The sequence below is a fragment of the Bradyrhizobium sp. B097 genome (assembly GCF_038957035.1).
Lineage (GTDB): Bacteria > Pseudomonadota > Alphaproteobacteria > Rhizobiales > Xanthobacteraceae > Bradyrhizobium.
In genome coordinates this window covers 2,980,943-3,005,000 of record NZ_CP152412.1, presented here as the reverse complement: position 1 = coordinate 3,005,000, position 24,058 = coordinate 2,980,943, and the positions used below count along the sequence as shown (strand labels likewise).

Here is a 24,058-nt window from a genome sequence, read left to right as displayed (position 1 = left end):
GCAACTCCCCTCGATCCGGCCGGATCATGCCGCCTTCGCAGCCTGCTGCTTCGGTGCCTTGATGCGCATCACGCTGTGGCGACCGTCGATCGATACCGGAACTTCGCCGTCGATCGTGGCGCGGCGCACCACGCGGTGCTGGTCACCATAGTCATTGACCGCATAGTGCTGGGTTGCCCGGTTATCCCAGATCGCGACGTCGCCGGCCTTCCAGCTCCAGCGCACGGTGTTCTCCGGCGCCGTGATGTGCGACTGGAACAGGTCAAACAGCTTCTGGCCATCATATTTCGGCAGACCGACGAAGCGCTGCACGAAATTGCCGAGCACCAGCGTCCGCTCGCCGGTCTCGGGGTGAACGCGCACCACGGGATGCTCGGTCTCGTAGATCGTGCCGGTGAACACTTCGTCGAAATGCTTGCGGTCGGCCTCGCTTGCGCGCGCCTTGACCGCATAGTCATAGGCGTTGCTGTGAACTGCCCAAAGCTCGTCGGCGAGCCGCCGCAGCGGCGCCGGCAGGTCGAGATAGGCCGCGGCCGTACTCGACCAGACGGTGTCGCCGCCATAGGGCGGAATCACCACTCCGCGCAGCACCGAGATCTTCGGATAGGCGTCCACGAACGTCACGTCGGTGTGCCATTGGTCGGCCCGGCCGCCGCCGCGTCCCGAATCCAGCTCCAGGATCGAGGACGTCCCCTTGATCGCGCCGACCGTCGGATGCGGCACCAGTCTGCCGAGCCGCACCGCAAAGCGTTCCTGCTCGGCATCGTCGAGATGCTCCTGGTCGCGGAAGAAGATCACCTTGTGCTCGAGCAGCACCTGGTTGATGGCGCGGATAATTTCGTCGGACAGGTCACCCGACAGCTGGACGCTCCTGATCTCCGCTCCAAGCCTCGCCGCACGCTTGACGATATCGGCACGCGGAATGACGTTATCGATGACAGTCGTGTCGCTCATGATCGTGTTCTCACCGCGATCTCCCAGACAAGGCTCCGCCATGCGCCGGTCGCGGGAACGACGGCGGAGACAAACAAACCGGCTTGATGGTGTGGGCTCTACTCGGCCGCGACGTGCTCCGGTGGGCGCCAGACCGCCGGCGCATAAAGCTCGGCACCAAAATCGTCGGCGATCGGCCCATTGATCCGCGCCTCATGCGCCGCCAGATCGGCCAGGAACAGATCGCGGCTGATCCGCGCCACAACAGCGGGAATGTCGCGCTTGAAGCTCGGGACATCGCCAACCGGCAGGCCGAAGCTGACAAAGGCGGCCGGGTTGAAGACATGGAGATTCTTCAGGAACGGCGCGCGGCCGGGCTCCCGCTCCAGATATTCATGGCCCGATCCCAGATAGGGATACGCCGCGAGAGTCTCATCCCTGTCCTGGTCGCGCGGCGTGAAGCGGTCGCGCCACAGCAGGATCTCATCGGCAAAGTCGCGAAGCTCGGTCTGCGCGCCGAGGTCCACGGCATATCCGGTACCGGCGATGGCAAACTCGAACCCGAATTCGCCCTGCGGCGTCACCGCGACGGGACGCCCGCCCTCGAGCCTCACCGCCTTCCACGGCGCGCCGAGATGGAGATGGAAATTGGGAAACGCGACGGCGCGCGAGATTGCATCCGGCGGCGGGGTCGAGCCTGCGTCGCGGAAGCGGATCGCCTGCTGCCAGCGCATGGCATCCGGCAAAGCCCCGTAATTGTCGTAGGCCCCCGGATAGCCGCGGATCCGGATCACCGGAAGCGAGGCCAGCGACTCGCGCCGCGCATAAAGGTGAACGTCGCGCGCTCCGGCTTCCAGCGCAACGGCAGCAGCATCGAACGCCGACGCGGCGCTTCCGATCACCGCCACCGATCGACCTCGCAGCGTTCTGAAGTCGATCCTCTCGGAGGTATGCGCATGAATTTGTTTCGGCAGATTGCGCAGTGCGTCCGGAATGATGGCGCCCCCGCTTCCGGCAAAGCCGGTCGCAAGCACCAGTTTTCGCGCAGTCTCGACCGCGACGCGGCCGCCTTGCTCCAGATGCAGCCGCAGATGCTCTCCCGCCGGCTCGATACGAACCAGCCGCGTCGCGTAACGGACCGCTACACCGGTGACCTTGCGGTACCAATCGAGATAGGCCGCCCAGTCGAGCCGTAGAATGCGATCGAGCGCGTCGTAGGCGGCTGCACTGTAACGCGCCTCGTACCACGCCTGGAACCCGAGACCGGCAACGCCAAGCTCCGGGCCCGGCAGGGACTTCGGCGTGCGAAGCTTATGCATGCGCGCACTCGTCAACCACACTCCCGACTCAGTCCCGCCGGCCGCGGCATCGATCACCGAGACCTTCCCGATCCCTGCCCGCCGAAGCGCGAACGCAAACGCCGAGCCGGATTGTCCGCCGCCGACGACGACCACATTGTGATCGATCCCGTCCAGATCGGGCACCCAGTTTTGCGGATCGGGTCCGATCAGACGCAACGCCTCACGGGCAACACTGTCGGGGTCGGATTGCGGCATGATGATCGGCCTCGCTTTGACGTTGCAAATCGTAAAAGCGATCGATCGCCAGTCAATGAAACGAAACCAGTTTTGTTTTCCGCGGCGCGCAATGATCGCTTCGTGGCCGACGTAGTCGTTGAAATATTTGCGACGATCGTCGCTTTCCTCGTCGTTTCAGCGGGCGAGAGCAGAAAGATTGAAGCGTCTGACACTCGGGAACGGCACGAGTGCCCCACTGATTTCTCCGTGACGGATGCACTCGTCTATCATCGCCGATCAACTCACACGCTTCATGCTGGCTTCCAACGCAACAATGCAAGTTCATTTCATCGACAGGCTTGCGATCACCGACGTAGAGTCAAAGCATGGCTTGCACGCCGAAGTGTACATAGCGCCGCAATCTTGGACGATAGGACACGCCGCAAATGAGTGGTGTCATTAGCCTCGAACACGATACGCCTGAGCTGGCTCGCTCCTATGATGAAGCGGGGCTGGTTCAGTTCCGTCACGGCAAGTTCCTGATCGGGCCATTGGCGATCAGGACCGGCGAGCATGTCCTCGATATCGGGACGGGCACCGGCCGGCTCGCCGAATTCGTCGCCGGCCTGGTCGGGCCGAACGGCCGGGTGATCGGCATCGATCCGCTCCCGGGCCGCATCGAGATCGCGCGACTTCGGCAATCGGATCATCTTCAATTCCGCACCGGCCGGGCCGAAGACCTCTCAGGCTTCGATGACGACCAATTCGATGCGGTCTATCTCAACAGCGTCTTCCATTGGGTTGCGGACAAGCGCGGCGCCTTGCAGGAGATCCATCGTGTGCTCAAGCCCGGTGGTCGCCTCGGGCTCAACGTGCAGGACCCATCCCGTCCGCATCAGTCCCGCGTGCTGCTGCGCCGGGCCATCGCTGAGGCTGGACTCGCCGATCATCGCCAGGACTCCAGTCCGCTGCTCGGCCTGACCGATGACGAACTCAGGTCACTGTTCGCAATCGGCGGCTTCGCTGCTTACCGCAGCGAGCTGCGAACGCTGACCGACGTGCACGAAGACGTCAATTCGTTGCTCCGATGGTCGGAAGCCAGCGCCTTCGGCAACTTCCTCGAGGCGTTCTCACCGTCGGAACGCGAACAAATCCGCGGCGCGTTTGCTCGCCTCGTCGAAACAAAACGAACACCGGAAGGGCTGCCTCTGGAGCGTTACCTGCGTTTCGCGTTCGCACACAAGCCGTCAACCGGCAACTGACCACCCCAACACTCCGCGAGCCACAGGCATGAGCGATCGACAGCTTTCTCTCAATCTCTTTATCTATCCGGGTGGCCATCACGAGGCGGCCTGGCGCTACAAGGGCTCCGCTGCGGAGCGGATCCTCGACGTCACCTATTACCAGGAGCTGGCGCAGAAGGCCGAGGCGCACAAGTTCGACGCGATCTTCTTTGCCGACGGGCCGGCGCTCGCCGACAATGTCCGTTATGCCCAGCGCTTCCGCTTCGAGCCGATCACCTGGCTTGCCGCCATCGCGGTCGCCACCAGTCGCATCGGCCTGATTGCAACCGCGTCGACGACCTACACTGAGCCTTACAATCTCGCGCGGCTGTTCGCCTCGCTCGATCATCTCAGCGGCGGCCGGGCCGGCTGGAACATCGTGACGACGAGCACGGCGCAGGCGGCACAAAACTTCGGCCTGCCCGAGCATCCTCCGCATCATGAACGCTACGAGCGGGCGCGCGAATATCTCGATGTCATCACCAGGCTGTGGGACAGCTGGGAAGACGACGCACTGATCAACGATCCCGTCTCGGGCGTTTTCGCCGACACCGACAAGATCCACGCCGTCAATCACGCCGGAAAGCACTTTCGCGTCCGCGGCCCTCTCAATATCTCGCGGACGCCTCAGGGACGGCCGGTCTATGTGCAGGCTGGTTCGTCCGACGACGGCCGTGCCTTTGCCGCACGCTTTGCCGAAGCCATTTTCACGGCGCACCAGACCCTGGCAAGCGCCCAGGAGTTCTACGCCGATATCAAGCGGCAAGCCCGTGCCTTCGACCGCAGTCCCGATCAGATCAAGGTCCTGCCGGGCATCAGTCCCTTCATCGCCAGTACGCAAGCCGAAGCGGATCGGCTGCAGGACGAGTTCAATGAACTGATCCAGCCGGAATATTCGCTGACCCAGCTACGCCAGATGATCGGGCTCGATCTCTCCGGCTTCGACCTCGACGGCCCGTTCCCGCGCCATCTGATCGACACCAATGGTGCGCGCGGCGTGGCCAGCCGCTTCAAGCTGGTGGTCGACATCGTCGATCGCGAGAAGCCGACGATCCGCCAGCTCGTCCAGCGCCTGGCCGGCGCGCGCGGCCACTGGGTGATTGCAGGCCCGCCGGAGAAGATCGCCGACAACATCCAGACCTGGTTCGAGAACGGCGCCGCCGACGGCTTCAACGTCATGCCGCCCTGGCTGCCCGGTGGATTCGACGTCTTTGCCGAGCAGGTCGTCCCGATCCTGCGCAAACGCGGCCTGTTCCGCGACGACTATGCCGGCACGACACTGCGCGACCATTATGGCCTGCACCGGCCGCCGAGCGTCTTCTCCAGCTCCGTTCAAGCGATCGCATGATCGCCTGACGTTTCTCAACTGGTGCAAATCGGAGAAAATCGGAGACGAGACGCGTTCAGCGCTCGACCGCAACCGGGCAATCTCAGCCTGCCCTGCTCATGGTGGAAACGCCAGCGGCGGCAGCCGCTGCATCCAGGGCTGCACGCGTTCCAACTGACTGGCAAGCTGCAGTAGAAGCGCTTCGTTGCCGAACGCAGCGATGAACTGGACGCCGAGCGGCAGGCCCTCGGCTGTCCAATGCAGTGGCACGCTCATGGCCGGCGTCCCCGTCAAATTGGCGAGTTGGGTAAAGGGCACGAGCGTCAGGTTCTGGCGCGCCAGGTTGGCAAGCGCTCCCTCCATCAGGCCGATGCGAGCCATGACACCCAACAGTCCGCTCTTCAGCAGAAACGACAAGACGGTCCGCTGCGCGGCAGGCATCACTGTCGTGGCGTGGTCGACCGGCGGAAAGGCGATCGTTGGTGTCAGGAAGAGGTCGTAACGCCGGTGAAACTGGCCGAGAGCGCGCCCAAACTCGTTCCAACGCCGATGACTGCGCACATACGCTCCTGCACTGGCGGCTTTGCCCAATGCTTCGAGGAGAAGGGTCGCCAACTCGAAATCTTCGGTCTTGGCACCGGCTTCGCGGGCATCGGCGAGGGTTGCCGCAACCTGGCCGAAATACATCTCGAGATAACAGCGCGCGAGGGCCAGTCCGTCGTAGCTCGGACGATCCTCGACCACCTCGTGTCCAAGTGAGGTGAGGAGTTTCGCCGCTTGGGTCACGGCCGCTACGGCCTCTGGATGCACGTCGGTGTCCAGCGGAGACATCGCACTAAACGCCACGCGCAGCCGCCGTGGCTCGCGCGCGGCCATTTCGACAAAGGGGGCCGCGGGCGGTGCAACGACGAACGGATCGCCGTCCGCGGGTCCGGAAAGCACGTCGAGCGCCAAAGCTGAGTCCCGGACGCTGCGTGTCAGCACGTGATCGCTCGAAGCGCCCTCCCAGATTTCGCTGACACCCGGCCCGGGCGGAACGCGGCCGCGCGAGGGCCGCAGCCCGAACAGGCCGCAACAGGCGGCCGGAATGCGGATTGAACCGCCGCCATCGTTGGCGCCGGCCATTGGCACAATCCCTGCGGCGACGGCAGCAGCCGAGCCGCCGCTGGAGCCGCCGGACGTGCGCGAAAGATCCCAGGGATTTCGCGTCACGCCGAACGCCTTTGGATCGGTAACTCCCTTGAGCGCCAGCTCCGGTGTGTTCGATTTGCCGATAATGACAGCGCCCGCGTCGATGAGGCGCTGCACGAACGTGGAATGCTGCTCGGGTATGATGTGGCGGAACGCGCGACTGCCATTGGAAGTCGGGAGACCGGCATAATCCTGGATCGCGTCCTTGATGAGCAGAGGAACACCGGCAAGGGGCCCGACAAGAGACTGCTCGGCTCGCGCCCGCGCCTCAGCCGCCATCGTCAGATTGACGGCGTTGAGCTTTGGGTTCAAGCGCGCGAGTTGGGCCTCGGCGATCTCCAGAAGCTCCATGACCGAGACCTCACCGGCCCTCACCAGACGGGCGAGTTCTGTTGCGTCCGACTGGAGATATTCGGGCACGCTGAGGGTCACGGCGGCATGCTCTCTAGTAAAGATGCTTCAGATCGTGCTTGACGACCGCATCAACGACCAGCGTCGTCGCTTTGCCGAGCACTCCCCTGCCATTCATATGCTCGGCCAGCATCTTGGAGAAAGATGGAATGTCGCTTTCACGCAGGTGGGTCTCGTTAGACCATAGCCCCGCTTCGACCAGCGCGGGACTATGCTGGAAGCGGTATTCATCGACATGCAGAACCATGCCGAGTTTGGGCGCCTTGCCCTGGACAGCGACTGACTCCAGAAGGCTCGGCTCAGTCGTCAGCCAACAGCGACCATCAACGATCAGTACGATGGGCGAGCCCGGGATCAGAAAAGCGACCGTCACCGCCTCATGTGCGAGGATGTTGGTAAGCGTGCACGCGACCTTGTTGCCGGGCCGCTCGGGGATCAGAAGCGTGCCGGGGTCGAGTACCAGAACAAAGCCGTCCGGATCGCCGCGCGGCGAGAGCTCCGTCTTGCCGGCGGGATCTTGCGTCAGCAGCAGCAGATAGGGAGAACGTGAGACGAATGCCAAGGCCACATCGGACAGAACTGCCGCGCCAGCCGCGCCGGAACACGGTGCTCCGCCGGCCCGCGGGTCCCAGAATTTGGCACGCACCTTTGCGCGGGAGCAGTGCAGGAAGAACGCATCCGCCTGGAACGCCAGCCGTGCGACTCCGTCTTCACCCTGCTGCGCCGTACTGCGGCCGTTTGCTCGCAAGGCGAAACCGATGCCGGGCATGATGAAGTACAGGCTGCTATTGAGCACCTCCCCCCGGGCCAGAGCTGCCGGCAATGCGAGGCCTGCCGGCCAGACCAAGTCGACGCGATCGGGCTCAACCGTTATCACCGGGGTGGCGCGGAGATTGATGAAGGCAATGCCGGCCTGGTCTGCGAATCCGACCACGCACACCGATGCGCTCCGGATCACGGTCATGCAGTGATCGTCGATGCGTGGCTGCAACCGGCGGCGCATCATCGCGGGCGGCTCCGAAATCAGCTTACGCAGATCGGTCACTGTCCTGATCTTGCAGGTTTGCGGGACGTCAAGCATTTGCGAGTCTTCCATGCTGTTGCGGCGCGGCCAAGATTACGGCGCAACGCGCACCCGAAACATGGCTTCAGGGATCAATCGCATGGCGATTGGTTGCAACGTGGCTCTTGCCGGGCGTTTGCTCGGCGCCAATCCTGTTGTAGTCTTCGCTACCGGTTATCAAGGAATGTCATGCGATGCGTTCGCGCGCCACCGTATCCGCCCTTGCCGTGCTCGATCTCTACGACTTGCTGCTGGCCAGCGGCGCTGCGACCAAAAGCCAACTGCTGGAGGCTGGCCTCGACCGCGAGGCCATGATCGACTGCAGCAGCGGCGCTCCGCCTGCGCAAGAGCAGCGCCTCCCCGAGGCACATTTGCTGGCCTTGTGGCGGGCAGCGGCGAACAACACGGAAGTGCCTCACATCGGCCTTCTCGTTGGGCAGACCTACAACCCTTCGATGCGTGGTGTACTGGCTAGCTTGCTTTGCCATTGCCGTGACGTGGGCGAGGCCTTGCAGGTTTTCCAACACCACATTGCCCTGATGAACCCGTCGGAGCGCTGGGTGTCCAGCATACGCGGCGGCTCACTCGTCCTGACCATCTCGTTCGCGCCGGACAGGGCATACCCCCGGCCTGCCCTCGAGCGCAGCATGAGCGCGCTGGTGACCTGGATAGCGGAGCAGACCGGCATCCACGTCACACCCGCCGCTTGCACGTTTGGGTTTCCGCGCCCGTCCTATCATGGAAGATACGCGCAGGTGTTCGGGAACGCGCTCTCGTTCGGCGGTGATGTCACCTGCATGCATTTGCCGTCGGAAGTTCTGAACCGGCCGATCCGCGGCGCCAACTCCTACCTCAAGCAGGTTCTGCAGGAGCGTGCCCAACAGGCCTTGCAGAGAATCGAGATCGAGAGCGTCTTTGTCGGCAAGGTGCGCCAGCGCATTCGCTCGAGCCTGCACCGGGGCTTGGGTATCGGCGATGTGTGCCGCGCACTGCATGTCAGTCGGCCGACGCTTTACCGCCGCCTGAAACGAGAAGGGACCAGCTATACGGAGTTGCTCGCCGCGGTGAGGAAGGAATTGGCCTATCAGCAAATCGAGCAAGGACAGCCGGTGGTCTGCGTAAGCAACAATCTCGGCTTCAAGGATGTGAGCTCCTTCCATCGCGCGTTCAGGCGATGGTTCAAGCAGTCGCCGGGTGCTTTGCGCGCCCGATTGCGCATGCCGCACAACGGGGCAAGCCAGTAAGCGGCCGGGCGAGCGATCCAGGCGTCATGGATCAGCGACCATGGAAGACGGGAGCACGCTTCTCCCGTTGCGCGCGGAAATATTCTTCGTGGTCGTCGCTCTGTGCAAGTCGGGCAAGTTCGGGGAACAGTGCCGCGTACGCGGTTTCCTGACCTTAGCTGAGCGCACGGTGCGCCGAATTCATTGTCGCACGAATGCCGAGCGGGGCTGCGGCGGAGATCTTTCGAGCGACCTCGATCGCGCGATCGAGTTGCTTTCCGGGCGGCGTCACGAATTGAACGAGACCCATTCGGTAGGCCTCATCGGCGCCCCATTCGTCGCCTGTCAGCATGTAACGCATTGCATTTGCCCAACCCGCTTCGCGGACAAACGTGATCGGCGCGCCGCCGGCCGGGAAGTGGCCGCGGGTGACCTCCGGTTGGGCGAATACGGTATTGCTTGCGGCAACGCGGACATCGGCGGCGAGAAAAAGCTCGTGGCCTGCGCCTTGGCACCTGCCCTGCACGGCGACCACGAGCGGCTTCTCGCGACGCGGCGGGATGGTGCCGACCGGATTGACGAACTGGGGAGTGTCCGGGAAGCGACCGGTACGCAGGACTGGTGCCCAGCTTACGGCATCAAGGACGCCGCCGACAAAGTCGGGACCTTGGGAGTAGAGGACCGCGACGCGCAGGGCGTCATCGTGATCGAGCATATACATCAAACGACCCAAGCCGATAACGCTCGACAGTTCGACGCTGTCGTTGTCCTGCCGAATGCCGATCGCAAGAATTGAGCCGTCCAGCCGCTCCACCTTGACGTTGCTCGGCATCGCCGGCTGACTCGCCGGAGCAGGCGCAACCGGCGGCTGGTTCTGCGCAAAGCTCTGGCCAGCAGCGAGGACCGTAGCGGTTGCGCCGGCGGCCAAGAACGCTCGGCGATGCAATCCGACTGTATTCGTCGCGGAGAATTGCTCAGCGGATTGCCGCGGGTGAACGTGCTTGGATATTTCGCTGCGATCGTTTCCTTCACCAAGCACGCCGGTCATTGCGGTGCTCCTCTTCCAAATGCTTCGCATTGCGTAGAAGAGATATGACGGCTTATCGCCAGCAACTATCCGGCATAACATGGACAGGGTATGAAGGGGAGCTTCACAGTCGTAGCGGCGGAGTTGTCGGCAGCACGCGAAGGCGGCTCCGTGAGTCGCAGGTCCGCTACATTGCGAACCTGCGACACGCCCCTGCGCTTCCGTTGTCGTTACCGCGACGACAGACGCTGCCTTTCGTCATCGGTCAATTGCTGCGCCTGCTCAGCCGTCAGCGCACCGCTGCCGACCACGCGAAACATGCTGTTCGGATCATAGCTCTGCCGCTCGCTGCCGCCGCGGCGCTGGTCATTGTCGCCGGGCTCCGGCGCGCCGTCGCCTCCGCCATAGCCGAGCACTTCGACAATGATGACCGAGGGCTGTCCAGTATTGGTTGCCGGTGCCGCCGCCGTCGGTTGCTGCGCCGCGCCCGCGGTGTTGTTCGCCGCGGTCAACGCGCCCACCGGCGGCCCCTGCACCACCGGCACACCGACCGACGTGCCCTGCACCTGGATATTGGCGATGTTGAGCACCTGCAGCGCTTCGAGGGTCAGATTGCCCGACACGCGGATGCCGGCCTCGCCGGCATCGATCGTGCCGTGCGGCGCGAACAGGTCGACGTTACCGGGGGGAACGCCGGGAACGCCAATCAAGGTTGCGATGCCGGCGCCGGTTTGCGGCGTGTTCGGCGTTTTGGTCGCGCCGCCGTACTGGTCGTAGACGACCAAAGGCGGCGATGTCACGATCGAGGTCTGCTTGCCCTTGCCGGCGTTGAGATCGCCGTTGGTCGAGAACATCAGGATGTCGCCGCCGAGTTCGGTGAAGACGCGCGACTGCGCCACCACGACGCTCCGATCGGTGAAGATGTTGATGCCGCCGCCTTCGAGCGTCAGCAGGCCGGGGCGCGCGGTGTCGGTCTGCCCGGTCAGGTCGGGCGTCTGGTTTTCGATGCCGAGCGACACGCCGCCACCGGGCGCCAGGATGTTGATGCTGCCACCCTGCTCGGTGCGGACGCGTGCGAGCTGGAACAGCGAAAGGCTGCCGGCATAGGCTGTGGTGGTGCCGCCGATCACGCTGCCCGGGAACAGGGTCTGGATCGCCCGGTAGGCCCGATCGTAACCCTTGCCGCCTGCGCCATGCCCATTGGCCGCGGCTTCGCCGCCCGCCCTGAGCTCGGCGAAATACACCTGTTCGATGAACGGCAATTGTGCGGCCGGGACGAGGTTGCGGAAATCGGCCAGCGCCTGGTCGCGGCTGAGGGCGATGCCCTCGATCCCGCTCATGTAGCTGGTGAGTTGCGCCAGATAGCCTTGCGTCGTCGCATCCGTGTTCCGCGGATCGAAATAGAGGTTGATGAAGGCCGCGTTGGCCGGACCGTTGGCACCGGTGCCGACCGCGATGCCGATCGAGGCGCCGGTCGCGGGCAGCAACGGATTGTCCGCGTTGCCGACCGACGTGATGCCAAGCCCCTGCGAGTGATACGCGCCCATCTGCGCAACGATGTCGCGACCGGCAAGGACCGATAGCGAGCCCGGCCCCTCCACACGAATGTTGAAGAAGTCCGGGTAGGCCAGGCTGCAAGGCTGGCAGCTGACGATGTCGCGCCCGGCCTGCACGAGCGAAACGTCGCCGAGCCCGGCGTTCTCGATGTTGATAATCGGTTGGACGATATCGAGGCCGGCGCGCACCTGTGCGCGCTCCGATGTCGCCAGCGCGAGCTTTGTCAGGCTTCCCCGAACCGCATAGACATGCACCGTATGCGGATTGTTGAACTGCACCAGGTTCGAAGGCAGTGACAAAGCGCCCCCAAACATGTCGTAGGAGCCCGGATTGGAGATTGAGCTCGCGTAATCGCTGCCTGCCGGCGCCGAGGCGCCGTTGACCTGGGACAGCAGATCGGCCGCCGTCATGCTGACGCCAAAGCCGACGATGTCCTGCTGAGCCAGCAGATCGAGGCGGGCCGTCGGCGCAGCCAGTGCAGCCAGATAATGGAAATTCGTGCCGCTTTGCGTAATGTCGCCGGCGCGGATCGAGCCGCCGGCCGCGGTCAATTCGAAGATCGGTGGCGCGAAATCACCATGCACCGTGATGTCGCCGCCTGCCGCGAACTCGGTCAGGGCGCTGCCAGCCGTCATGCTGGTGAAGAAGCCATAGGGTGCCGCAGGGTTGTAGTAAAATGAGGGGGGCCCATTTCCTTCCAGACCGGCCGGGACATGATAGCCGCCGCTGCTCGACGGATCGTGCTGCTGCGTCATCCGCGTCGGATCACCGACGATCGCATTGATTCCCCGGTGCGACACCACATTGAACTGGGCATCGCCGATCAACAGATCCACCCGCGCAATGGCCAGCGAACTGGTGCTCAGCGGTGCCATCCCGACCTCGCCGGCCTGGATGTCGGCCGTCCCCCGCCCGACCAGCAGATTGGCGTAGTTGATACCGCCCCCGACGGTCAGCGAGAGATTGCCGCCACCGTACACCGACAACGCACCAGTGCCGGTCAATCCGCCGGTCGTCGGCAGGCTGATGTCGACAGCCTTCAGATTACCATCGACTGCGACCCGAACGTTGCCTCCTCCCAACGCGCCGAGCCCCTTGAACGCGGCCACCGATGGAAATGAGTCGGTCGCGAAATCGAGATACGGTTGATAGTAGGTGCCGAAGTTGATGAACCAGGTCGGACTGGCAGCCGCCGGTTCGGTCCATAGCCAATAGGTGTCGGGCGCAGAGGCCGCGTAGCTCGTCACACCACTATTGCTTGTATCCGCGCCGAGCAGGCTGCCATGTGCCTTGACCGTGAGATTGCCGCCGCCGCTCGAATAGCTGGCGTTGAATGCGAGGGGATACAGCGTGTCGTACGACAGCAGATTGAAGTTGGCGTCGTACGTATAGCCAAGATAGCTGCTGTAGTCGTACGTGTAGGCAGACAGGATCAGGGCGCGCTGTGCCGGCGTGAAATTCGGCGTGACGGGCTCCCCCGCGGTATAAATGCCGAACGCGGTCTGGATGTCGATGTTGCCGGCCGCTGCGAGCTCGAGGTCGCGCGTGCCGGTACGGACCACGCTCGGAATCTGGACGACGATGCCGCTGTCATTGACATTGGCGTCAATCAGGTACGGCGCCGCGAATACGATCGAGCCTGGCTCGGGATTGGCCGCCGTGGCCGCGGGACGCTGCACGGCCGGCACGACCGCCAACGGATCGGCACCTGCGAGATCCGCGCCCGCGACCAGCCGCAGCGTCGCTGATCCGGAGCCCGCCGGCAGCGGCGCCGCGATGGCGAAGATGCTGCCATCCGGCGAACTGACCGGCGCGGCGAAACCGTCGCTGATGCTACCATTGATCAGCAGGTTTCCGGCCGCACGCAACGTCAGCACCATCGGCTCACCATTGTAGCGGTAGGTGTGCAGATCGATTCCGGAATTGGTGCTGGACGGATTTTGCAGCAGCTGGAGGTCACCGCTGCTGCGCAGCTCGATGCCGGGCATCAGGTGGAAGGCGGTGACGGAGGTACCCGTCAGCGTGCCGATCCCCGTCCTGATCGTGGCCGCGGCGATGAAGGCCTGTGCGTCGGCATCGGCCGTCACCAGATTGGCGTCGATATAGGGCGTGCCGGTGACGTCATAGACCTTGACCGCCTCGACAACGATCTCGCGCGCGCCGGCGACACGGACCCCGTTGTTACCGACGCGCACGCCGGTGGTGCCGTCGCCGTTGATTGTCCGCGGCACGCGCAGCCAGACCTGTCCGCCGTTGAGCGCGATGTTCGGGTCGGCGCTGGCGACGTTGATCGTCGGCGTGCTGCCGGAACCGGCGTCGACATCGAACATCAACATGCCCGAGCTGTTGCCGGCGAGGCCGAGAAACACTGTACCGCCCCTTGCCGCGGTGGTGCCGGCATTGAGCACCGCATGCGTGCCGAGCTCCAGATTGTTGCCGGCGATCAGGCGAATGGTCGCATCGCTGCCGCCGCTCGCATCGATCAGGCCGGCAACGGTGATGCTGCCGCTGCTCGCGGTCAGCTCGACGTTGCGCGCGGTGATGTTGCCAACATTGATATCGCCGGTCGCCAGCGTCAGCGCCTGCTCGCCCGAGAACCCCGCGATGCTGCCGAGCAGCGCACCAGCGTCACCCGACTTGAGCGTGAGGACCGCCTTGCCGCCGGCGTAGCGCGGATCGGCGCTCGCCAGCAACTGCCCGTCGAGATGGGCGGTCCCGTTCGGCGCGACGATGGTGAGCGTCCCCGCGTTGCTGCCCTGGTCGGAGTCCACGACATTGAGCATCGGCAGCGTCACCGAGCCGAGCCGGCCGCCGCGCAGATCGACCACCGCTCCGGAGGCAACAGCGACGTCCCCGCTCACGGTCTGCAGTGTCACGCCGCCGGCCGGCGCAATCCGCACCACGTCGAAGAACGGCGTCACCGCGCCCGCGACATTGGTGACCGACCCGGCCTGCAATGTGATGCCGTTCCGCGCGGTGAAGGTGATCGCGCCGGATGGCAGGTCGATGGTGGTGCCCTGGACGATGCTCTGCGCCGAGACCGAGAGCGTCGCGCCATTGGAATTGACGGCCGACTGCACGGCGCCACCGGGCCGTGCGGCGAAGCTGACCGTGCCGGCATTGGCGACGAGCTGCGTCAGCGCGCCGGCCTGCGCCGTCACCAGGGGCGTCGCGATCGTCAGACCACCGCTGACGGTGAAGGTGCCCGGCATCACCTGGCCGGGGGCGTAGGACACTGTGCCGATTTCTTGCATCGTGCCCGCAGCGATCGGGCCCGCATAGGCGACGCCGCCGATCACCCGCTCGGACGCCGCCAGCGTCACGGTGTTGAAGCCACCGAAGGCAAGATTGCCACCGCCACCCAATGTCAGCTGCGTCGCGTCGATCTCGAACGCGCCCTGCCCGGTTCCCGTCGAAGCTGCGCCGGTTGCGCCGCCGTTCAGCGTGATCGTGTCGGCGCGGAGCCTGACGCTGTCGGCGGCGGCACCAAATCCATTGATCACGGGCGCGCTCAACGTGAGCCCGGCGAGCAGCGCCCGACCGGTCGCCGGATCCAGATCACCGAGATCGACCGAGCCATAGACGTTGATCGCGGTGGACGCCGACAGCATCAGGTTGCCGGTCGCCGGCAGATGACGCAGCGGATCACCTTCGGACAACTGCGCGAGCAGGCTGGCGCTCAGATTGAAGCCCGAAGCACCTCCCGCGCCGAAATTGATCACCGGCACGCTGACCATCACGGTCGGCGCCGCAAGGCGGGCAGAAGGATCCATGCTGATTGTGTTCGAGGCACTCAGCGCCAGCACGCTGCCGCCGAAGATCTGCGCGCCCGCGCCGATACTCAGCTTGCTCGCGCCGCCGCTCCCCGTCGGCAACGTGACCGGCAGCACCGGTGCGTTGGACGCCAGCACGAATGCGCCCGCCCCGCCTCCGCCGACACGCGCGAGCGCGATCGATCCCAGGGTCTTGCCGGTGTTCGGATCGTTCGGGAACAGGGTAGAGATCGCGCCGAACGAGGTCGTGTCGATCTGCGCACCGGCGCCGATCGTGATCGCCTTGCTCGCCGTCAGCATGATTTCGGGTGCGGTCAGCACCGCCCCACTGTCGATCTGGAGCTGCTGCGCCGCCGGCGTGATGGTCAGCACGTTGCCGTTCAGGTTGCGTGTACCGCCGATCAGAATGCTCTGCGCGCCGATGCTGTCGAGCGCACTGGCCTGTATCCCGGTCATGCCGGGCGCTGCGGTGCCCCCCGGCGCTAGGATTTCGAGATTCGAAGCCACGATATCGGCCTGCCCGCCCCGGCCGCCCGCCGGAGCCGTGAAGTCGCCGAACCCGCCGGTGACCGGCAACGACAGGCTGTTGGTCGCACTGATGACAAGTTGCCCCGCGTCGAGCGGCAGATAGGGCGCCGCGATGCCGCTTGCAGCTGCCTTGGCCGCATAGAACTGATTGGCCGTGGTTTCGGCATATTGCGACTGCCGGCGGACGACCGCTCCCGGCGTGACGATGTAGGCCGAGGGCAGCGAATCGCGGATGCCCGTATTGGCGACCTCGCCATAGCCGATCACACGGTAGGAGCCGTCACGCAGTGCAAAGTTCCGGAGCCCGGTGGCGGAGGTCTGATTCTCCGCCACAGTGACCTTGTAAGCGCCGGGCAACAACGCGTAGTGCCCCGGCAGCAAGGTATAGGTGCCAGCCGGCAGCCCCGGAATTCCGCTCAGATAGACTTGCTGACCGACCTGCAGCGCAACTGGCGCTGACGTCGTCTGCGCCGGATCGCTGAGCTGCATCTGCGGGTCGCGCGGCGCATAGCGGTTGCCGAGGCTCGGCAGGACCGCGAACGTCTGGGTGCCGTCGAGCGTATCGACCGACCCGCCGGCGCCGCTGACGAACTGCGCGCCATAGAGATCGCCGCCGCCGGACTCGTCGATGCGCGCAGTGGCGGCCCCACCGGACGCACCCGCAACTGTCAACGCCCGGCCGTAGAACGAGATCGTCTTGGCCGATGGCGCGCTGATCGTGTTCGGCGTGCCGCTATTGTCGTAGCCGTAGATCCAGTCGGTGTTGCCGAGCGGCGCGCCATATGGGATCAACGTGCCGCCCGCCGACACCGACGTGATGCTTCCCGGGAGCAGGTTGATCGCGCGCGTGCTGGCGGGATTGTTCGGGTCTCCGAAGGTGATCTGCCCGAGCGGCGCCAGCAGGACGCCACCCTGATTGATGGTCGGAGCGATGATCTGCACGGCTCCGCCCGCTGACAGCGGCATGTAGGGCGCCTGGCCGTTGCTGGCAAAGCTGACCACGCTGTTGGGCCCGGTCGCCTGGATCAGGAACAGACTGCTCGTAATGCTTGCATATGCATTGCTGACTGGTCCGCTGCTGGTCGGGTAGATTTCCGTCCCCGTGAACGTCACGTCACCGGCCGTTGCCAGCGTGGTCGGCTTGACGGCGTAAGAGGGTGAAGTCCTCGAGACCGGCACCAGGCGGATGTCGCCCAGGCTGTTGAACGACATGCTGGCGAAGCCAGGCAGCGACACCGCCTGGCGAACGGGAGTGCTGAAATCGATGAAGCTGGTGACATAGCTGTAACTCGCACCGCTGCGCAGCGTGCCCTCGATGTCGATCAGGTCGGCATCGACCGCGAGACGCGCCGTACCGGCCATGGGCACTGCGCTGTAGCTGCCGAGAGGGACGTAGCTGCTGCTGGAATATTCGTTGATGTTGCGCTGACCGCCGCCGATGTCGACATAGGGCGCGCTGAGCCGGACGGTCGCGCCCGGCGTCGCACTGATGTTGCTGGCGTTGATGGTCAGGCTGCGCGCCGCGGCAAGATTGACGTTGCCGTTGAACACCAAGGCATCGACTGCGCCGAGCGACACCGACGCGAAGCCGCCGCTCAATATCTGATCGGCGCCGATGAAGATATCTCCGAGCAAGCTGCCTGGGACCGCCTGCCCCTGCGACAGACCAGTCGTCATCAGCGGCGCCGCCTGGCTCACGATCGTCTGGAAGACCGGCTGCACGAACTGCGAGACGCCGGTGTTATCAGCGACGTTGCTCTCGATCACCTGATCGATCGTCAGGCTGCCGCCCGCAGCGCCGGCCCCACCGGCCTGCGCCTTCATGGTGGCGTCGAACAGCAGACCGAGCGACGCCCGGATCGCGATGCTGCCGCCCGGAGTCGCAACTTGTGTCTGGATCAGACCGGATCGACCCGCGACCTGGAGTATCGTTCCCGACGTCCCCGACACATCAATGATCGCTCCGGCTTGCGCCACGACGACACCGAGCGGTTGCTCACCATAAGGCTGGGTGGCCGAATAGGGGTAGTAGAGCGAGGGCTGAGCTTCCTGATTGATGTTGACCTGACCGCCGCCGAGCACGGTGTTGACCGGGTGCCCGGATGCATCGAGCGTCGATGTGACGAGGCCGGGCGCCAGCAACCTGGCGTCCGCTCCGATCCAGAGCGTCTGCGTGGCAGCATAGGACGGCCCATTGTTGGGCGGCACGCCAACCGGCGATCCGACCGCGACCCAGGTTCCGGTCGTGCCGGTCAAATCGAGATTGATGGCTCCGGCGGGCGCGCTGATCGTGCCGTCGACCGTCAGTTGATGGCGTGCGTGCAGAGATATCGTCGCCTGAGGATCGGCATTGATCACGGCGCCCCGCTGAACATCGAGATTGCCGTTGAAGGCGTCGATCGCGCTGAGGACGAGGTTGACCGGCGCCGGCCGCAGATACGAGGGCAGCATCCGCACCGTCGCGACATCAGCGACATCGCTGCCGGTCGGTGCCGAAATCGCCTGCGGATTCGGAACCAGATTGACCCCATGCAGCTCGAGATCGGTGCCGCCCGCGACCGTCAGGTTCTGGTAGCTGTAGAGGGCGTACTGGCTGAAGCCGCCGCTGGCAAAGAAGCCGGGCGACAGCCGCATCACGCTGGCGGGATCGACCGTCGTGAGGTTGCTGGTCCCGTCGGCGTTGATGCTGCCGATCGTGCGGAGCGGAAGGATAGCGTCTCCGCCGATCTGGATCACGGGGGTGGCGATGCCGAGCATGCCGCCGCGGGTGAAGCCGTAGGACCGCAGCACACCGTCGAGATAGACCCGGCCCGGGTAGGTCTGGGCGACCGTCGTCGAATTGTGCAGCGTTGCACCGAAACCGTCGGCGATCAGCGTGATGTTGCCGCCTGTTCCGACCGGCAAGCCGTTGCTGGTCTTGATCCGGCCCGTGCTCTGCATCCAGCCGCCGCTCGACGCATCGATCACCGCTCCGCCATCGATCCGAACGCTGCCGTAGGCGATCAGCTTGACGTTGCCGCCGTTGTAGAGCGCAGGCGGGGTATCGTTGCCGCCGGTGCGATCGTTGACCCACAGACCGCGCGTATCGATCACACTGCCCGGATGCAGCTCGATGTCGCCAGTGAAGACAGTTGTTCCCTGCAGCGCCGCGTTGACGGTTACCGAGCCGGCACGCGCCACCAGCTGACCGTCGATCGAAATTCCCCCGCCGGCAAAGGCGACGTTCGAGTTCAAGGTGATCGAGCCGCCGGAGGCAACCTGAAGCTTGGCGCCGCCCACGATGCTGATGGCAGGCGATACCGTGCCGCTGACCGGATCGGTCACGCCGCCGTGCGCATTGATGGTGATGCTGCCATAGTTCGCCTGGTTGAGCAGATCGGCCGCCAGATAGACGGTCTGTTGCCAGGACGGCGGCAGCGGCGACGTCACAGTCGGGAGATCCGGCGGCGCAACTGACGGCGCGATGATGCTCGCATCGGCCGCCGCGATGGTGAGCGCGGCGCCGGCCGGAAGCGTGTTGGCGGACCGCTGATAGGGCCCATTGATTGTCGCCGCAACAACCGAGGCATCGACCTCTGCTGCGTTCGCAATCACGGTCAGAGCGCCGGCGGCGCGTCCTTCGAGATAGGCGGGCTGGTACACCTGACTGGGGATCAGTGGATTGGCGTAGAATTCGGTGACGCCCCAGTGAGCGTGATTGACCGTGAAGCCGACCCCGATCGAGGTGTAGGTCAGATCCGCAGGGGCCTGATTTGCGCTGTAGATCCTGCCGTCCGAACCGACCAGCCAGGTGACCGGCACATAGCCGGCCTGATGCGCGAGCGAGCCGCCGGCAATATCGATCAGCGCACCAGGTCGCAGGATGGCATCGCCGGTGGAGTAGGCGATCACCGAACCGCCCGTGGTCAGCCGTTGGTCGATCGGACGCGCGACCTGTCCGAGCCATCCCGACACCTCGAGCAGCCCGCCTGCGGTGTAGACCCGATCCGATGCCACAGGGTCGAGATCGTGTACATTCACCCACACGTTCTTGCTGGATAAGATGCCGCCGCGCTGCAATGGCGAGTCGCGCAGCTCGTTGGCGCGCACGTTCACCTGCACCACATCGCTCGACGCCGCGACCGGCACGCCCTGCAACCCCGAAACGTCGATCAGGGAACCTGCGTCGACAAGAACCCGCGCTCCATCGCGGTTGTAGTTCGTGTTGATCTTGGCGGTGGGATTGTCCTGCAGATAGAGCTGGTCTCCGTAGCTCGATGCCTCGAGCGCAACGCGTCCGGACGGCGCGATGATCGCAGCGCCCGACTGCAGATTGACGAAGCCGCCCTCGACCGTAATCCGCGACTGGGCCTGCGGCTGGGTGTCCATCGCGGTCAGACCGTCCTCCTCGGGGAGCACCGCGGTGAGGCTGCCACGCGCGAGCTGCACCGCACCGGTCTGCGTCGACACCGCGTAGTGCGAGGAGCTGTCATAGCCGAACATCCCCTGCAGTCCCTGCTGCGCGGACAACAGGATCGAACCGGCCTGGTTGACCGAGGTGGTCGCCACCAGCACGCCGGACTGCTGCAAATTCATGCCGACCAGCGTGACGTTTCCGGTCGGCGCCGCGATGAGGCCGGTATTGCTGACCGTGCCGCCATTGAGCACATTCAACATCAGGCCCTGTTGGCTCGTGCTGCCGCTTGTCGTGACATAAACCGACGTGCCGGCGGCGAGCGCGGCCTGGCCGCCTGGCGTGACGATGCTGCCGCTGTTCTGCACATTGGCGCCGAACAGGAATACGTTCCCGCCTCCCGTGGTGACGGATGCGGGCGCCGCCGTGACGATCACCGCACCAGCCTCGACGATGATGTTGCCGGTCGGGCCACTGCCGCTGGCGAAGATCGGGGCCTGCAGGTTGCCTGCATTGTCGAACGGCGAGCGATTGAGCAGGGCGGTCTTGAATTGCTGATCGGTGATATTGAGTGTCGACGCCACCAGCGAGCCAACATTGATCTGGCTTGCGCCGCCGAAAATGATGCCGCTCTGGTTGATCAGAAGCACCTTGCCGTCAGCCTTGATGTTGCCGAGGATCTGGCTCGGCCCGACATTGCCGATCACGCGATTGAGCGCGACCCAGTTGCTGTTGCCCTGCTGGTTGAAGACGACGTCGGTCCGGGCGCCGACATTGAAGCTCTGCCAGTTGAGGATTGCCTGCGGCGCGGTCTGGGTGATGCCGACGCTGGTGCGTCCGTTGGCGCTCGCCTGGGTCGGAAGATTGGCGCCCGACCAGAGGCTCGATCCGGGCGCAGCGCCCGGCGCGACCTGGAGCCCACCCGGCGCCAGACCATCGGGCACCACCAGCTGCGGCAGCGTCCGCGACGTGCCCGAGGCCTGTGCGGCGCTGCGCGCGGCCGCCTGTGCCGCCTGCATGGCCTGGATCGCCTGCGCCGCCCGCGTCAATGAACCAGAGCTTTGGGCAGCCGCGTCTGCTGCCTGCTGGGCCGCAGCGCTCGCCGCATCGGCCGCGTAACGCGGCGCCGCGACCGTCCAGGCGCCGCTCAGCGGCCTCGCACTCGCAGGATACGCAGCGAGCAGCAACGTCACGAGGCTGGTGCCGGCCATCAACCCGCCGCGGGACATCCGGCGCGACGCCCGCAACGGCGCACCGGCGGCCAATTCACCGCGTGCACGGGGATGATGGGTGGCTTGAACTCGAACCGGCATGACACGTCCTTCCAGCGAACACCGCAGAGGTCACACCAGCGTGACGGGAAGCCACGCTCAAACCCGCAAGGGACTTTTGTGAAAGTTTCGTGTCGCCGCAGAGCGGCCGGAACATCGTCAGATCGCGCTCAGCTCAGCAGCACGATCCCGCCAGGCAGCAACCGCACGCGCGCATCGAACGCCTGCTGGATCTGGGTCAGAACCTCGTCCATCCGATCGATGCGAAAGCGGCCACTGACGGGCAACCGTGCGATCGCGGCATTGACGATGAAGATGCGGCCAGGCCGGTAGCGGTTGATCTCCTCGACCGCATCGGATAGCGGCGTGAAGCGAAACAGCAGGAAGCCGCGCTGCCAGGCAGAGGTGGCCTCGATATCGGCAGCGGCAAGTGTCTCCCCGCCCGCGTCGTAGCGCAGTTGCTGCCCTTCCTTCATGGCGATCGCCTGGGCGCCACGCTGGACCTGCAGCTCGCCGTTGAGGCAGGTCACGCAGACCGGCTGCTCGCCGCCAGCCGGCACATAGCGCACGTCGAACTGCGCCTTGTCGGCGAGAATCCAGCGGTCGGCCGCGCGTACGCCAAAGCTGCGCCCGGACGTGGCGAATGCCGCCTCGCCGGAGAGCAATTCGATGCGTGCCACGCCGGGATCGGCGGGCCGAAGCGCAATGCTGGTCTGCACGTTCATCTGGATCGAAACATCGCCCGGCAACGCCACTTGGCGCTGCTCGCCAGTGCCGGTCCGATAGTCGGCCGCGAACTCCGACCAGGACGGCCACAGACCGAGCGGCGGCCGCGCAAGCGCATAGACGCCCGCCGCCGCGGCAGCGGTGGCGAGCCCGCCGCCGAGCAACGCACGGCGGTTGAGCGGGCGCGAAGCGCTCGGCAACTGTCCGGTCATCATCGCCGCCCGCACATTGCGGCCGGCAGGCGCAAGGTCTCGCCATAGGCGGCTCGCGGCGGCGAAAGCGGCGACATGGTCCGCGCTCTGGGCACACCAGCGCCGCAGCGCCTCGGCGTCCGCCGCCGTGGCCTGTCCGGAGGTGAGATGCCGGACCCAGCCTACCGCTTCCCGCTTGAGCGGATCGAATTCCATGTCGTCCTTATCCATCGCGCTCATGGTCGGCGTCCGCCCCGTGCCCACCTACGCCGAGATGCGGCGGCTTTTGCCACCACTCTCAAGGAGACGTTTCCAGCCGGGCGGAACCGCATGCTATCCGCCGCTCCGATCACGCCGCATCAGACAATACTCCTGCGCCCGCTGCAGCTCTAGCTCAACCAGGCGCAGGGAAATACCGAAGCGGCGGGCTATCTCCTGCCGCGGCATCTGGTCGAGCCGCGCTGCCAGCAGAATCGCGCGGCGGCGCGCCGGCAGCTCGTGCAGGATGGCTTCCAGCCCGCGCAGATCCGAACGCGCGCGCGCCACCTGCTCCGGATCTGGCGCGCCATCGGCGATCTCGAGCAGTCCATCGACCTCGGCTGCGCTCAGGGTGCGGCTATCGGTATTGCGTTGACGGTCACGCGCCGCGTTCATGGCGACGCCAAAGATATAGCTGCCGGGATCGCGGACGATACCGACCGAATCCACCCGGGCGATGCGCAGCCAGGCGTCCTGCAGCGCCTCGCCCGCCAGCTCGGCCGATCCGAGCCGCCTTGCCAGCCGTCGCTTGAGTTCATCATAGCGCTCGACCAGCAGGCGTCTTATCAGCGTCAGGGACGCCTCGGTCATGGTGCCGCGCTGGCGCGACGCGCCGGAGAACCGTTACAGGCCATCGTCGTGCCAGGTCCCTGCGGGACGACCACCAGCGTAACCGGCTGGGCAAGGCCCGCCGGCGGCGGCGCGTCAACCTGCATCCGCCGTAGCGCGTGATCGATGCCCGCATCGACCGCGGCGCTGCCCGCCGAGCCCAGCCGCGCGAACCGCTCCAAATTGCCGGCCGGATCGATCCAGAACTGCAGCGCGATCCGATAATGGCCCGGCCGTGCATCGGCCTCCGCACACAATGCGGCCCGAAGGCCGGTCTGCAGCCGCGCATAATAATGATTCACCGGAACCGGCAACGCCGCCTGCGCCGTGGCCGGTGCGGGGTAAAGTACGAAAGATGTCTCTCCGAGCACACGCGCCGACAGACCGCTGCCCGCAAGCAGACGCGCAAGCGCCGTGTCCGCGCTCATGAGCCCGCGCACGGCGCTGGAATGCAGTCCGGCCGTCAGGTTGCTGTTGTAGAGGACGTTCCGGCCGGCCACGGCACCATACTGCTCAAGCGCGGCCGCCAATGGCTGGGCCGTGATATCAAAGTCGATCTGCGCCTCCTGCGCCGACACTTCCGGCGGCGCCAGAACAAGACAGACGCCGAACATCAGAGCACGGCACAACCGAGCACTCGACGCTCGCGCATCGGGGGTCAACTCGGCTCCTCGCTTCTACAAGCCTGTCATGGTCGGGCGGGAACGATAGGCAGGCTGTGTAACAATCTCATGTCGGCAGGGTCGGATGGCCGACATGCCCCGAAGCGGATGCGGA

At 65.2% G+C, this 24,058-nt stretch carries 12 protein-coding genes; 3 read left to right on the top strand and 9 right to left on the bottom strand.

The window, feature by feature from the left end:
• Positions 1-24 precede the first annotated feature (24 nt).
• Positions 25-954 (bottom strand): TauD/TfdA family dioxygenase, encoded by a 930-nt coding sequence (locus tag AAFG07_RS13860; RefSeq protein WP_342727760.1) that lies wholly within the window; start codon positions 952-954, stop codon positions 25-27.
• A 98-nt stretch (positions 955-1,052) separates the two neighbouring features.
• Positions 1,053-2,489: an FAD-dependent oxidoreductase gene (locus AAFG07_RS13855; RefSeq protein ID WP_342727759.1), complete on the bottom strand. Its 1,437-nt coding sequence runs from the start codon at positions 2,487-2,489 to the stop codon at positions 1,053-1,055.
• 407 nt (positions 2,490-2,896) lie between these two features.
• On the opposite strand from AAFG07_RS13855, the gene AAFG07_RS13850 reads away from it, so the two are divergent.
• Both AAFG07_RS13850 and AAFG07_RS13845 read left to right on the top strand, forming a co-directional pair.
• Entirely contained in the window at positions 2,897-3,712 is an 816-nt protein-coding gene (locus tag AAFG07_RS13850; RefSeq protein WP_342727758.1) for a methyltransferase domain-containing protein, read from the top strand.
• Between the two features lie 28 nt (positions 3,713-3,740).
• On the top strand, positions 3,741-5,081 hold the full coding sequence (locus AAFG07_RS13845) for an LLM class flavin-dependent oxidoreductase (protein WP_342727757.1): 1,341 nt from the start codon (positions 3,741-3,743) through the stop codon (positions 5,079-5,081).
• A gap of 96 nt (positions 5,082-5,177) precedes the next feature.
• Here the strand turns inward: AAFG07_RS13845 and AAFG07_RS13840 are convergent, their stop codons facing one another.
• Together AAFG07_RS13840 and AAFG07_RS13835 are read right to left on the bottom strand one after the other, a co-directional pair.
• The gene (locus AAFG07_RS13840) at positions 5,178-6,683 is read right to left on the bottom strand and encodes an amidase (RefSeq protein ID WP_342727756.1); all 1,506 of its coding nucleotides are present in this window, start codon (positions 6,681-6,683) and stop codon (positions 5,178-5,180) included.
• A gap of 13 nt (positions 6,684-6,696) precedes the next feature.
• Positions 6,697-7,743 (bottom strand): hypothetical protein, encoded by a 1,047-nt coding sequence (locus AAFG07_RS13835; protein ID WP_342727755.1) that lies wholly within the window; start codon positions 7,741-7,743, stop codon positions 6,697-6,699.
• A gap of 176 nt (positions 7,744-7,919) precedes the next feature.
• Here AAFG07_RS13835 and AAFG07_RS13830 point away from each other — a divergent pair, with 176 nt between their 5' ends.
• On the top strand, positions 7,920-8,969 hold the full coding sequence (locus tag AAFG07_RS13830) for an AraC family transcriptional regulator ligand-binding domain-containing protein (protein ID WP_342727754.1): 1,050 nt from the start codon (positions 7,920-7,922) through the stop codon (positions 8,967-8,969).
• 154 nt (positions 8,970-9,123) lie between these two features.
• On the opposite strand, the gene AAFG07_RS13825 is transcribed toward AAFG07_RS13830, so the two are convergent.
• The 5 genes from AAFG07_RS13825 to AAFG07_RS13805 form a co-directional block, all read right to left on the bottom strand.
• A complete protein-coding gene (locus AAFG07_RS13825) occupies positions 9,124-9,996 on the bottom strand; it encodes an enoyl-CoA hydratase-related protein (RefSeq protein ID WP_342727753.1) in 873 nt (290 codons plus the stop codon).
• Positions 9,997-10,205: 209 nt separating this feature from the next.
• Complete coding sequence (locus AAFG07_RS13820) at positions 10,206-21,539, bottom strand: filamentous haemagglutinin family protein (RefSeq protein WP_342727752.1); 11,334 nt, start codon at positions 21,537-21,539, stop codon at positions 10,206-10,208.
• 128 nt (positions 21,540-21,667) lie between these two features.
• Positions 21,668-22,654: a FecR domain-containing protein gene (locus tag AAFG07_RS13815; RefSeq protein ID WP_342727751.1), complete on the bottom strand. Its 987-nt coding sequence runs from the start codon at positions 22,652-22,654 to the stop codon at positions 21,668-21,670.
• A gap of 93 nt (positions 22,655-22,747) precedes the next feature.
• On the bottom strand, positions 22,748-23,263 hold the full coding sequence (locus tag AAFG07_RS13810; RefSeq protein ID WP_342727750.1) for a sigma-70 family RNA polymerase sigma factor: 516 nt from the start codon (positions 23,261-23,263) through the stop codon (positions 22,748-22,750).
• The gene (locus tag AAFG07_RS13805; RefSeq protein WP_342727749.1) at positions 23,260-23,943 is read right to left on the bottom strand and encodes a secretin and TonB N-terminal domain-containing protein; all 684 of its coding nucleotides are present in this window, start codon (positions 23,941-23,943) and stop codon (positions 23,260-23,262) included. The genes AAFG07_RS13810 and AAFG07_RS13805 overlap by 4 nt, the downstream gene beginning before the upstream one ends.
• Between the last annotated feature and the right edge of the window lie 115 nt (positions 23,944-24,058).